We start from the raw sequence: 12,935 nt of genomic DNA on the forward strand, positions 1-12,935 counted from the left end.
GCCATGCAAGGCGCATCGCTTCGTCATCAGCCATCCGCACCCGGCCGCAAGCCGGTGCCGCGGGGTGCCAGCCGAATGGTGGCCAAGGAGCCGATGTCGGCGCGCTTGCCGAAAGCCAACTTTGGTTTTCTCAAGAGCCTATTCTGGCCGGTACTGCTGGTGGCGTTGGGGTTCGGTACGTACGAAGGGGCCCAGCGGCTGCTGCCTTATGCCGACCGGCCGATCGCCCGGATCAACGTGCAGGGCGACCTGAGTTACATCAGCCAGCAGGCGGTGCAGCAGCGGATCGCGCCATTCGTGGCGTCGAGCTTCTTCACCATCGACCTGGCGGGCATGCGCACGGAACTGGAGCAGATGCCTTGGATCGCCCATGCCGAGGTCCGGCGCGTGTGGCCCGACCAGGTGTCGATCCGCCTGGAAGAGCAGCTTCCGGTGGCCCGTTGGGGCGACGAGTCGCTGTTGAACAACCAGGGCCAGGCGTTCACGCCTCGGGAACTGGCCAATTATGAACATTTGCCACAACTGTTCGGTCCACAGCGGGCCCAACAGCAAGTGATGCAGCAGTACCAGGTGTTGAGCCAGATGTTGCGGCCCTTGGGCTTCTCCATCGCGCGCCTGGAGTTGCGTGAGCGCGGCAGCTGGTTTTTGACCACTGGCGCGGGCAGCTCGGGGCCGGGCATCGAGCTGCTGCTCGGTCGCGGCAACCTGGTGGAAAAGATGCGCCGCTTCATTGCCATCTATGACAAGACGCTCAAAGAACAGATTACGAACATTGCGCGCATCGATCTGCGCTACGCCAACGGCCTGGCTGTTGGCTGGCGGGAACCTGTAGCGCCGACGACGGCCGAACCCGCCGTCGCGAAGAATTAAGAAGAGGCAGGACCCATGGCAAACGTGCAAAGCGGAAAAATGATCGTCGGTCTGGATATCGGCACTTCCAAGGTGGTAGCGCTGGTAGGCGAGGTCGCGGACGACGGCACGCTGGTCATCGTCGGGATCGGTACCCATCCGTCCCGTGGCTTGAAGAAAGGCGTGGTGGTGAACATCGAGTCCACCGTGCAATCGATCCAGCGCGCCATCGAAGAAGCGCAGCTGATGGCCGGTTGCCGGATCCACTCGGCGTTCGTCGGCGTGGCGGGCAATCACATCCGCAGCCTGAACTCCCACGGCATCGTCGCGATTCGTGATCGCGAAGTCAGCTCCGCGGACCTTGAGCGCGTGCTCGATGCGGCCCAGGCCGTGGCGATCCCGGCCGACCAGCGGGTACTGCACACCCTGCCGCAGGACTACGTGATCGACAACCAGGAAGGCGTCCGCGAGCCCCTGGGCATGTCCGGCGTGCGCCTGGAAGCCAAGGTCCACGTGGTCACCTGCGCCGTGAACGCCGCGCAGAACATCGAGAAGTGCGTGCGCCGCTGCGGCCTGGAAATCGACGACATCATCCTCGAGCAACTGGCCTCGGCCTACTCGGTGCTGACCGACGACGAGAAAGAGCTGGGCGTGTGCCTGGTGGACATCGGCGGCGGCACCACCGACATCGCGATCTTCACCGAAGGCGCCATCCGCCACACAGCCGTGATCCCGATTGCCGGCGACCAGGTGACCAACGACATCGCCATGGCGTTGCGCACTCCGACCCAGTACGCCGAGGAAATCAAGATTCGCTACGCCTGTGCCCTGGCGAAACTGGCCGGCGCCGGTGAAACCATCAAGGTGCCAAGCGTCGGCGACCGTCCGCCGCGCGAGCTGTCCCGCCAGGCCCTGGCCGAAGTGGTCGAGCCGCGTTACGACGAACTGTTCACCCTGATCCAGGCCGAACTGCGTCGCAGCGGCTACGAGGACCTGATCCCGGCCGGCATCGTGCTGACCGGCGGCACCTCGAAGATGGAAGGCGCGGTCGAGCTGGCCGAGGAAATTTTCCACATGCCGGTGCGCCTGGGCGTGCCCCATGGCGTCAAGGGCCTGGATGACGTGGTGCGCAACCCGATCTATTCCACCGGCGTGGGTCTGTTGATGTACGGCCTGCAGAAGCAGTCCGACGGCATCTCGTTCTCAGGCATCGGCAGCCGCGACAGCTACAACAGCGAAGAGGCCAAGGCGCCGCTGCTGGAGCGGTTGCAGGCTTGGGTCAAAGGCAATTTCTGATACAGGTTTCAAGCTTCAGGCGACGAGTTTCAGGCTTGGCGCCGGAAGACGGCAGCAAACGCAGTAGGCGAAAAAACTAGAGAATGAAAGGAGAGGGAAAATGTTCGAACTCGTAGACAACATCCCCGCTAGCCCGGTTATCAAGGTAATCGGTGTCGGCGGTGGCGGCGGCAACGCTGTCAACCACATGGTCAAGAGCAACATCGAGGGCGTCGAGTTCATCTGCGCCAACACCGATGCTCAAGCGCTGAAAAACATCGGCGCGCGGACCATCCTGCAACTGGGTACCGGCGTGACCAAGGGCCTGGGTGCTGGCGCGAATCCCGAGGTTGGCCGTCAGGCTGCCCTGGAAGACCGCGAGCGCATCGCTGAAGTCCTGGCTGGCACCAACATGGTGTTCATCACCACGGGCATGGGCGGCGGTACCGGTACCGGTGCAGCGCCGATCATTGCCGAAGTGGCCAAGGAGATGGGTATCCTCACCGTTGCCGTGGTGACCCGTCCGTTCCCGTTCGAAGGCCGCAAGCGCATGCAGATCGCCGATGAAGGCATCCGCGCGCTGAGCGAAAGCGTCGACTCGTTGATCACCATCCCCAACGAGAAGCTGCTGACCATCCTGGGTAAGGACGCCAGCCTGCTGTCGGCTTTCGCCAAGGCCGATGACGTACTGGCCGGTGCCGTTCGCGGTATCTCCGACATCATCAAGCGTCCGGGCATGATCAACGTCGACTTCGCCGACGTGCGCACCGTGATGTCCGAAATGGGCATGGCGATGATGGGCACTGGCTGCGCCAGCGGTCCGAACCGTGCGCGCGAAGCGACCGAAGCGGCCATCCGCAACCCGTTGCTCGAAGACGTCAACCTGCAGGGCGCTCGCGGTATCCTGGTGAACATCACCGCAGGTCCCGACCTGTCCCTGGGCGAGTACTCCGACGTGGGTAGCATCATCGAAGCCTTCGCCTCCGACCACGCCATGGTCAAGGTCGGCACCGTGATCGACCCCGACATGCGCGATGAGCTGCACGTGACCGTGGTTGCCACCGGCCTGGGCGCGAAAATCGAGAAGCCGATGAAGGTGATCGACAACACCGTACAGACCGCCATGGCCTCCCAGCCACAGCAACAGGCTCCCGTTCGTCAGGAACAGCCTGCGGTGAACTACCGTGACCTGGACCGTCCGACCGTCATGCGCAACCAGGCCCAGGCCGGTGCTGCGACTGCCGCGAAGATGAATCCGCAAGACGATCTGGATTACCTGGACATCCCGGCATTCCTGCGTCGTCAGGCCGATTGATGAAATGTATCAGGGGGATACGGGTGATTGGTGTTCAGCAAAGGTCTGGTCTGCTATCATCGCCAGCCTTTGTTGATACCAGTTCGCAATTTGCGCTGAAGCGGCCCATGCCATGATTAAACAACGCACCCTGAAGAATATTATCCGTGCCACAGGTGTCGGTCTGCACTCGGGCGAGAAGGTCTACCTGACCCTCAAGCCCGCGCCTGTCGATACCGGCATCGTGTTTTGTCGTGCCGACCTCGACCCTGTGGTGCAGATTCCTGCTCGCGCGGAAAACGTTGGTGAAACCACCATGTCGACCACATTGGTCAACGGTGACACCAAAGTGGATACGGTGGAGCATTTGCTCTCGGCCATGGCTGGCCTGGGCATCGATAACGCCTACGTCGAGCTCTCCGCGTCCGAAGTCCCGATCATGGATGGCAGTGCCGGACCCTTCGTATTCCTGATTCAATCGGCTGGCCTGGAAGAACAGGACGCGGCCAAGAAGTTCATCCGCATCCTGCGGGAAGTGACCGTGGAAGATGGCGACAAGCGCGCCACTTTCGTCCCTTTCGAAGGTTTCAAGGTGAGCTTCGAGATCGATTTCGATCACCCGGTTTTCCGGGACCGCACCCAGAGTGCAAGCGTGGACTTTTCCAGCACTTCGTTCGTAAAAGAAGTCAGCCGCGCCCGTACCTTTGGCTTCATGAGTGACATCGAGTACCTGCGCAAGCACAACCTCGCACTCGGCGGCAGCGTGGAAAACGCGATCGTGGTCGATTCCGATGGCGTGTTGAACGAAGACGGCCTTCGTTATGAAGACGAATTCGTCAAACACAAGATCCTCGATGCAATCGGCGACCTCTACCTGCTGGGCAATAGCCTGATTGGTGAGTTCAAGGGCTTCAAGTCCGGCCACGCACTGAACAACCAGCTGCTGCGCAAGTTGATTGAGCAGAAAGATGCTTGGGAAGTCGTGACGTTCGAAGACGCCAGCACCGCACCAATCTCTTACATGCGCCCTGTCGCGGCCGTGTAAGCAAAAAACCTCTCTAGTTTTTAAAGGCTGCCTTAGGGTGGCCTTTTTTTATGCCGGTTGTTTATCAAGGGACCGTTTCGGATAAACCCCCTCGCACAGAGGTTTGGTGTAAGCCGGTTTCCGTGGCGAGGGAGCTTGCTCCCGCTGGGCTGCGAAGCGGCCCCCTGGAGCAGGCGCCTGGGTGTATCAGGCACACCACATTGACCTTTTTTGGGCCTGCTACGCAGTCCAGCGGGAGCAAGCTCCCTCGCCACGGTTGTCCAGATGTGAAGAGGGCCGGGATTACATGGCGCACACAACGCGGTTGCGGCCGCTGGCCTTGGCTTGGTACAGCGCCTTGTCGGCGGCGACCAGGAGTTGTTCGAGGTCGCCGTACGGTCCTTTGGCCCAGGTAGCGATACCGATGCTGACGGTCATCGGGGCTTCCCCCGGGACGGGAGGCGGCAGTTGTTCCACGGCCTGGCGGATATTCTGGGCCATGGTGAAGGCGCCGGCGGTGGTGGTTTCCGGCACCACGACCGCAAACTCTTCACCGCCATAGCGCGCGGCAAGGTCGGCGGGGCGACGGACGTGTTCGTCGATGAGCTGGGCCAGGCTTCGCAGGGCCTCGTCCCCGCCTTGGTGGCCGTGGCGATCGTTGTAGGCCTTGAAGTGGTCGGCATCGATCATCATGACCGACAGCGGTTGCCCCGAGCGCTGGGAACGCAGCCACTCCTGATGCAATTTCACATCCAGGGTCCGACGGTTGGCCAGGCCGGTCAGGGCGTCGATCGATGCCAGTTGTGCCAGGTTCCGCTCGGCCCGATGGCGGCGGCGCAATTCGCGACGTAGCAGCCAGGTGAGCCAGAGCAAGGCGATGCACAGCGCGCCGGTCGCGCCGCTGACCATCAACGCCGTGCGTTTCCACGAGGCGAACACTTCCTGGGACGACAACGCCACCACGACAATCAACGGCAGGTTGCCCACCTGGGAAAAGGTGTACAGGCGCGTGCTCTGGTCGACGCTGGACACGCTGGTGAAACTGCCATTGCCTTCCTTCAGGATGCGCACGAAGTTCGGCCGGTTGCTGAAGTCCTTGCCGATCAAGTCGTCGGCCAGGGGCGGCTCCTGTGCCAGCAGGATCCCGTCGCGGCTGATCAGGTTCACCGTGCCGCCGTGGCCAATGTTCAGGCTCTTGAACAGCTGGCTGAAGTAGTTCAAGCGCATCCCGGCCTCGGCCACGCCCATGAACTCACCCTGTTCATCGTTCAATCGATAGCTGAAGCTGATGCGCCAGTCCTGGGCGACACTCCTGGAGCGAAACGGACGGCTGATCATCATGCCCAGGCTCGGGTCGTCGACGTGCGCACGAAAATATTCCCGGTCGGCGTAATTGCCCTGGCGCGGGATGACCGAGGCGGAGTCGGCGATCACGTCACCGCGCTTGTCGAGCAGCAGGATGTCGCCCTTGTAGGGCGCGGCGGTGGCGCGGTCGAACAGGGCCAGGTGACGAATCGCCGGCGACACCCCGTTGAGGTCACTGCGCTTGGCCGTGGTGATCAGGCCTTGCAGCGACAGGTCATAGAGCTCGACGTTGCGCAGCACGTCGGCGTCGATCAGTTGCACGATGTTGGTGGCCGCGCGGGTAGCGGCCAGTTGTGCGCTGGTATGTTCGCGAATCAGCAGGAACGTCACGATGCTCAGGATGGCCGTGACCACCAGTGAGCTGGCGAAAACGAGTGCCCGTTCCGAGCGTATCGAAAACAGGGTATTGCCGGGTGTCGCACTGCTCGTGCTCATGGTTACAGTGTCTGCATTGTCTGTGGCGGGGATCCATCCCAAAGGGCACGCGGCTGGCAAATGAGCCGTATGCTGGCCTTTTGCTGATTGTGCTTGGATCGGTGAGGGCGGGCAATCCATCTCTGCGCAATCACCCGTTCGCCGATGTCGCAGGCCGAGATCGCCTGATTCTGATTCAATTGCCTTTCGCCCAGCATTCAATGGGCAATAGGCCGTCGGGATGCGCCGCCTGGAACGTCAGGCGGGCAAGCGGATCCCGAAGGTGTTGGCACCTCGTTCGCTGTGCACGAACACGTCGCCGCCATGCATCAGGGCGATGGCCTTGACGATCGCCAGCCCCAATCCGTGGTTGGCGCCGCTGTTGCTGCGCGAGGCATCGACCCGGTAGAAGCGTTCGAACAGGCGAGGCAGGTGTTCACCGGCAATCGGTTCGCCGGGGTTGGTGACGGCCAGGGTGATCTGGTCGGCCTGGGCCTCGATGCGCACGTCGATGACCTGCCCGGCAGCGGTGTGCTGCACGGCGTTGCTCAGCAGGTTGATCAGCGCCCGGCGCAGGTGGGCGATCTCGATGTTGGCCTGGGCATCGCCGCTGACCCGGACCTGGACCTGGGCGTCTTCCAGGATGAAGTCCAGGTAGTCGAGGGTGGTCGCCACCTCGCCGGCCAGGGAGGTGCTGGTCAGCTTGGTGGCCTTGCTGCCCTGGTCGGCGCTGGCGAGGAACAGCATGTCGTTGATGATCGAGCGCAGCCGTTCCAGCTCTTCGAGGTTTGACTGCAGTACTTCGAAGTAATGCTCGGCCGAGCGCCCGCGGGTCAACGCCACCTGGGTCTGGCCGATCAGGTTGGTCAGCGGGGAACGCAGTTCGTGGGCGACATCGGCGTTGAACGATTCGAGCCGCGAGTAGGCCAGTTCGACCCGGTCGAGGGTGGCGTTGAAGGAGCTGACGAACTGGCTCAGCTCCGGCGGCAATGGCGTCAGTTGCAAGCGCCCGGACAGCCGTGGCGGCGTCAGGCGCTGGGCTTCGTCGGACAACTTGATCAAGGGCTTGAGGCCGATCCGCGCCACCCAATACCCCAGCAGGGATGCCAGCAGCACGCCGACGATGGCCAGGCTCACCAGCGCCACCAGCAGACGGTGCTGGGTCTGGTAGAACGTCTCGGTGTCGATGCCGATCATGAAGCGCAACGGTGGGCGTTGGTCCTTGGCCGGGAACTGACTGACCAGCACTTTCATCGGATAGGGCCGGTGAGGCAGCTTCATGTCGCGCTTGCCCAGCGGCCCCTCGGCGAAGGCGCGGATCTGCGCATCCGGGTTGCCGTACTCGAAGCGTGGGTCGCCGCTGACGATCCAGAAATGGATGCGTTTGTCTTCTTCGCCCAGCAACCGCAGCTTGTTATTGATCTTCACCCAGTGTTCGGGGGTGCCGTAGCGGCCCACCGTGGATTCGAGCACGCTGTAGCGCGCATCGAGTTCGGCTTCCGGCAACAGGCCCAGGCCCTTGGCAACCTGCTGGTACAGCGCACCGCCGATCAACAGGAACACCAACGCCGCCACCAGCGTGAACATCCCGCTCAGGCGCAGGGCGAGGCTGTTACTCACTGCGGCTCTCCAGCACATAGCCCATGCCGCGGATCGTGTGCAGCAGCTTCTGCTCGAACGGCCCGTCGAGCTTGGCCCGCAGGCGCTTGATCGCCACTTCGACCACGTTGGCGTCGCTGTCGAAATTGATGTCCCAGACCATTTCGGCAATGGCGGTTTTCGATAGGATCTCGCCCTGGCGACGGGCCAGGACGCTGAGCAGGGAAAACTCCTTGGCGGTCAGGTCCAGGCGTTGCCCGGCCCGTGTCGCCTTGCGGCTGATCAGGTCGATCCACAGGTCGGCGATGGTCACCTGCACCGGTTCGTGGCCACCGCTGCGGCGGGTCAGGGCTTGCAGGCGGGCCACCAGTTCGAGGAAGGAGAACGGTTTGCCCAGGTAGTCATCGGCGCCGTCGCGCAGCCCCTTGATGCGATCCTCGACCCGTTCCCGGGCGGTCAGCATGATCACCGGGGTCTGCTTGCGGGCGCGCAAGGCCCGCAACACGCCGAAGCCGTCCAGGCCCGGCAGCATCAGGTCGAGCACGATCACCGCGTAATCGGTTTCCAGGGCCAGGTGCAGGCCCTCGATGCCGTCCGGTGCGACGTCCACGGTGTAGCCCTGTTCGCTCAAGCCGCGGTGCAGGTAGTCGGCGGTTTTTTCTTCGTCTTCGATGATCAGGACACGCATGGGCCGGCCTCAGTGTGTGGTCGCCAGGGCCGTCGGCGCTGGCTTGGGCCGATGGAACAGTCGCTCGAGCCACAAGTATATGACCGGCGTGGTGAACAGCGTCAGCGCCTGGCTCACCAGCAGGCCCCCCACCACGGCGATGCCCAATGGCTGGCGCAGTTCCGCGCCAGTGCCGTAGCCGAGCATCAGCGGCAGGGCGCCGAGCAGGGCGGCCAGGGTCGTCATCATGATCGGCCGGAACCGGGTCACGCAGGCCTGGAAGATCGCTTCCTGGGGGGCCAACCCGCCGTTGCGCTGGGCATCGAGGGCGAAGTCGATCATCAGGATGCCGTTCTTCTTGACGATGCCGATCAGCAGGACCAGGCCGATCAGGGCCATGATCGAAAAGTCCTGGCCCAGCAGCCAGAGCATGATCAGCGCGCCGAGGCCCGCCGAGGGCAGGGTGGAGATGATGGTCAACGGATGCACGAAGCTCTCGTAAAGCACGCCGAGGATGATGTACACCGCCACCAGCGCGGCGAGGATCAGCCACGGCTGGCTGGCCAGCGAACTCTGGAACGCCTGGGCCGCGCCCTGGAAGTTGCCGGTGATGGCGGCCGGCATGCCGATCTCGTTCTTGGCCTGGTCGAGCATCCACACCGCATCCCCCAACGCCACGCCCGGTGCGAGGTTGAACGACAGGTTGGCGGCCGGGAACATGCCGTCGTGGGCAATCGACAACGGGCCGCTGCTCGGTGCATCGAAGCGGGCCAGGGCTGAGAGCGGCACCATTTCGCCACTCAGGGGCGAGCGCAGGTAGAAGTACGCCAGGCTCTCGGCCTTGCCGCGTTGTGCGGTGTCGAGTTCCAGGATGACGTTGTACTGGTTGGTCTCGGTCTGGAACTCGTTGATCTGCCGCTGGCCGAAGGCGTCGTACAAGGCCTGGTCGACGTCGCTGGCGGTGAGGCCGAAGCGCGCGGCGGCACTGCGGTCGATGTTGATGTGAGTGATGCTGCCACCTGGCTGCAAGTCATTGGAGATGTCGCGGAACGCCGGGTTGCCACGCAATTTGTCGGTGAGCTTCTGGGTCCAGGCCGTGAGGCTCGGCCCGTCGTTGCTCTTGAGCACGTATTGATACTGGGCACGGCTGGGGCCGGAGCTTAAGTTGATGTCTTGCCCGGCTCGCAGGTACAGGACCACGCCGGGGATCTTCAGCAGCTTGGGGCGAATCCGGTCGATGAAGCCGCTGGCCGAGACATCCCGCTGGTCTCGAGGCTTGAGGGCGATCCAGAAGCGGCCGTTGGCGATGGTCTGGTTGTTGCCCGAAACGCCGACGGAGTGGGAAAAGGTTGCCACGGCCGGGTCGGCGGCGACGATGTCGGCCAGGGCCTTGTGCTTGGCGACCATGTCCGGGAACGACACGTCGGCGGCGGCCTCGCTGGTGCCCAGCACCAGGCCGGTGTCCTGGACCGGGAAGAAGCCCTTGGGAATGAACACGTAGCCGCCCACGGCCAGCGCCAGGGTCAGGCCGAACACGCCGATCATCAGCTTCTGATGAGCCAGGGCCCGCCGCAAGCCGCGTTCGTACCGGGCTAGCAGGCGTTCGCCGAAACCCGGCTTGCCGTGGGCATGATGCACCGGGGCGCGCATGAACAGCGCGGCGAGGGTCGGCGCCAGGGTCAACGACACCACCACCGAGATCAGGATGGTGGAGGTGGCCGTCAAGGCAAATTCCTTGAACAGCCGCCCGACCACGCCGCCCATGAACAGCAGCGGGATGAACGCGGCGATCAGCGAGAAGCTGATGGACACCACCGTGAAGCCGATCTCGCCGGCGCCCTTGATCGCCGCCTCGCGCATGCCTTCGCCGGCCTCAAGATGACGGTGGATGTTCTCCACCACCACGATCGCATCGTCGACCACGAAACCCACCGAAATGACGATGGCTACCAGGGTCAGGTTGTTCAGGCTGAAGCCCATGATGTACATCAGGGCGAAACTGGCGGTCAGCGAAACCCCCAGCACAGCCGAGACAATCAGGGTTGCCGAGAGCTGGCGCAGGAACAGGGCCATGACCGCCACCACCAGCAACACGGTGATCAGCAGGGTGATTTCCACTTCGTGCAGCGAGGCGCGGATGGTCTGGGTTCGGTCGATCAGCACCTTGACCTGCATCGCGGCGGGCAACATGGCTTGCAGGGTCGGGAGGGCCGCCTGGATACGGTCGACGGTCTCGACGATGTTCGCCCCCGGCTGCCGGAAGATCACCAGGTTGAGCCCCGGTTCGTTGTCGGACCAGGCCTGGACGTAGGCATTTTCCGAGCCGCTGATGACCTTGGCGACGTCCTTGAGGTGCACCGGTGCGCCATTCTTGTAGGACACGATCAGCTCACGGTATTCCTCGGGCTGGAACAACTGATCGTTGGTGGACAGGGTGGAAATGCTCGATTCACCGTACAGGGCGCCCTTGGCCAGGTTGAGGCTGGCCTGTTGCAGCGACAGGCGGATGTCGGCCAGGGTCAGGCCGATGGCGGCAAGCCGGTCGGCCGAGGCCTGGACCCGGATCGCCGGGCGCTGCTGGCCGGTGATGTTGACTTGTCCTACGCCATCGATCTGGCTGATCTGACGGGCAAGAAGCGTTTCGACGTAGTCGCTCAGCTCGGTGCCGGGCATCAGGGTGGAACTGATGCTGAGGATCAGCACGGGGCTGTCGGCCGGGTTGACCTTGCGCCAGGTCGGCAGGTTCGGCATGTCGTTGGGCAGTTTGCCGGCGGCGGTGTTGATGGCCGCCTGCACTTCCTGGGCGGCGGTGTCGATGCTTTTGCCGAGGCTGAATTGCAGGATCAGGTTGGTCGAGCCCAAGGCGCTGCTGGAGGTCATCTGGGTGATGCCGGGGATGGCGCTGAATTGCACCTCCAGCGGTGTCGCCACCGACGACGCCATGGTTTCCGGGCTGGCGCCGGGTAGCTGGGCGTTGACCTGGATGGTCGGGAATTCGGCTTCCGGCAACGGCGCGACGGGCAGCCGGGGGAACGCGATCAGCCCCAGCAGGACCAGGGCGAACGTCAGTAGCACCGTGGCGATCGGGTGGTTGATGCACCACGTCGAAATCGAGCCGCGGCCCTTCATGGTTGCGGCTCCGCGGACTTGGCCAGGGCCGGCGGGTCACTGAGCACCTGGATGTGGCTGCCGGGCTTGAGCCGTGACTGGCCGTCGCTGACCAGTTGGTCGCCGGGGTTCACGCCCTTGATGATGTTCAGGTCGCTGTCCTGATGAACCATCACCACCGGCACGCTTTCCACCGTATCGCCCTTGACCCGGTACACGAAGTGTTGCTCCAGCCCGCGCTGGACCACGGCGGGCGGCACCACCAGGGCGTCCTTGTCGACCGTGGTCTGGATCTTCAGGGTCACCAGTTGCCCCGGCCACAAGCGTTGCGCGGCGTTGCTGAACTCAGCCTTGGCCCGCAGCGTCCCGGTGTTGGCGTTGATCTGGTTGTCGATCAGGCTCAGCCGGCCCTCGCCGAGCAGTTCCCCGGTCGTGGCATCGGCACCGATGAACGCCTGGACCAGGGCCTGGTCGGGCGCGGCGATCAAGCGTTGCAGGGTGGGCAGCATTTGCTGGGGCAGGGAGAACTCCACCGCGATCGGGTCGATCTGGGTCACCGTGAACAGGCCTTCGGTGTCGCTGGTGCGCAGGAAGTTGCCTTCGTCGACGTTGCGGATGCCGACGCGCCCGGTCACCGGGGAACGGATCTGGGTGTAGGACAACTGCACCGTGGCCGCGTCGATGGCCGCCTGGTTGCCCTGGGCCGTGGCCTTGAGCTGATTGACCAAAGCCTGTTGCTGGTCGTAGGTCTGCTTCGACACGCCGTCGTCGACGCTCAGCAGCTTGTAGCGCTTGAGATTGACCTGGGCCACCGCCAGTTGGGCCTGGCTCTCGCCGAGCTGGGCCCTGGCCTGGTCGAGGCTGGCGCGGATCGAGCGGTCGTCGATGGTCGCCAGCAGGTCGCCTTTTTGCACCCGTTGCCCTTCCTTGACCAGCAGGCGGGTCAGGATGCCGTCGATCTGCGGACGAATGACCACGCTGTGCAGCGACAGCACCGTGCCGATGCCGCTGGCAAAGCGCGGCACGTCCTTTTGCACCACGCTGACCACCCGCACCGGAATGGCGGCGGGCGCGGCAGGCTTGGCGGTGACGGGCTTCATGAGCAACCAGAAGGCCAGGGCCGCCAGGGCGACCAGGAACGCAACGAGCAGGACGGTTTTTTTCTGGATGTGCATGGATGCGAAGAGCCGGTTCAGGACGGTGGGATTTCTACCGCTCTTATATAGCGTTGCGAGGCGGTCAGGAAGGTGACGGCTAACTGACAGGCGCGTCAGTTTCGTCCCAAGGAGCTGTCGGACGAGTGGTGACGCTGATCGAATCTGCCCGATGCATTGCCGTGG

Annotated in this window: 9 protein-coding genes; 4 read left to right on the forward strand and 5 right to left on the reverse strand. The window is 63.6% G+C overall.

The window, feature by feature from the left end:
* Positions 1 to 3: 3 nt before the first annotated feature.
* The 4 genes from AD664_RS20900 (at position 4) to lpxC (ending at position 4,463) form a co-directional block, all read left to right on the forward strand.
* Positions 4 to 870 (forward strand): cell division protein FtsQ/DivIB, encoded by an 867-nt coding sequence (locus AD664_RS20900; protein ID WP_042729561.1) that lies wholly within the window; start codon positions 4 to 6, stop codon positions 868 to 870.
* A 15-nt stretch (positions 871 to 885) separates the two neighbouring features.
* A complete protein-coding gene (gene ftsA, locus AD664_RS20905) occupies positions 886 to 2,145 on the forward strand; it encodes a cell division protein FtsA (protein WP_042729562.1) in 1,260 nt (419 codons plus the stop codon).
* A gap of 100 nt (positions 2,146 to 2,245) precedes the next feature.
* Entirely contained in the window at positions 2,246 to 3,439 is a 1,194-nt protein-coding gene (gene ftsZ / locus AD664_RS20910) for a cell division protein FtsZ (RefSeq protein ID WP_042729563.1), read from the forward strand.
* Between the two features lie 112 nt (positions 3,440 to 3,551).
* A complete protein-coding gene (gene lpxC, locus AD664_RS20915) occupies positions 3,552 to 4,463 on the forward strand; it encodes a UDP-3-O-acyl-N-acetylglucosamine deacetylase (protein ID WP_030139673.1) in 912 nt (303 codons plus the stop codon).
* A 282-nt stretch (positions 4,464 to 4,745) separates the two neighbouring features.
* Here the strand turns inward: lpxC and AD664_RS20920 are convergent, their stop codons facing one another.
* From AD664_RS20920 to AD664_RS20945, 5 genes are all read right to left on the reverse strand, one after another.
* Entirely contained in the window at positions 4,746 to 6,242 is a 1,497-nt protein-coding gene (locus AD664_RS20920) for a sensor domain-containing diguanylate cyclase (protein ID WP_053149300.1), read from the reverse strand.
* Positions 6,243 to 6,479: 237 nt separating this feature from the next.
* Positions 6,480 to 7,859, reverse strand: a complete 1,380-nt coding sequence (locus tag AD664_RS20930; RefSeq protein ID WP_053149305.1) for a heavy metal sensor histidine kinase — start codon at positions 7,857 to 7,859, stop codon at positions 6,480 to 6,482.
* Positions 7,834 to 8,508 (reverse strand): heavy metal response regulator transcription factor, encoded by a 675-nt coding sequence (locus AD664_RS20935; RefSeq protein ID WP_053149308.1) that lies wholly within the window; start codon positions 8,506 to 8,508, stop codon positions 7,834 to 7,836. The genes AD664_RS20930 and AD664_RS20935 overlap by 26 nt, the downstream gene beginning before the upstream one ends.
* A 9-nt stretch (positions 8,509 to 8,517) precedes the next feature.
* Positions 8,518 to 11,616, reverse strand: coding sequence for a multidrug efflux RND transporter permease subunit (locus AD664_RS20940; RefSeq protein WP_053149311.1), 3,099 nt, complete (start codon positions 11,614 to 11,616; stop codon positions 8,518 to 8,520).
* Positions 11,613 to 12,770, reverse strand: coding sequence for an efflux RND transporter periplasmic adaptor subunit (locus AD664_RS20945; protein WP_053149314.1), 1,158 nt, complete (start codon positions 12,768 to 12,770; stop codon positions 11,613 to 11,615). Before AD664_RS20945 ends, AD664_RS20940 begins: the two co-directional genes overlap by 4 nt.
* Positions 12,771 to 12,935: the final 165 nt, after the last annotated feature.

Origin of the sequence: Pseudomonas sp. P97.38 (assembly GCF_001269745.1) — a bacterium.
In the GTDB taxonomy this organism is placed as follows: domain Bacteria; phylum Pseudomonadota; class Gammaproteobacteria; order Pseudomonadales; family Pseudomonadaceae; genus Aquipseudomonas; species Aquipseudomonas chlororaphis_E.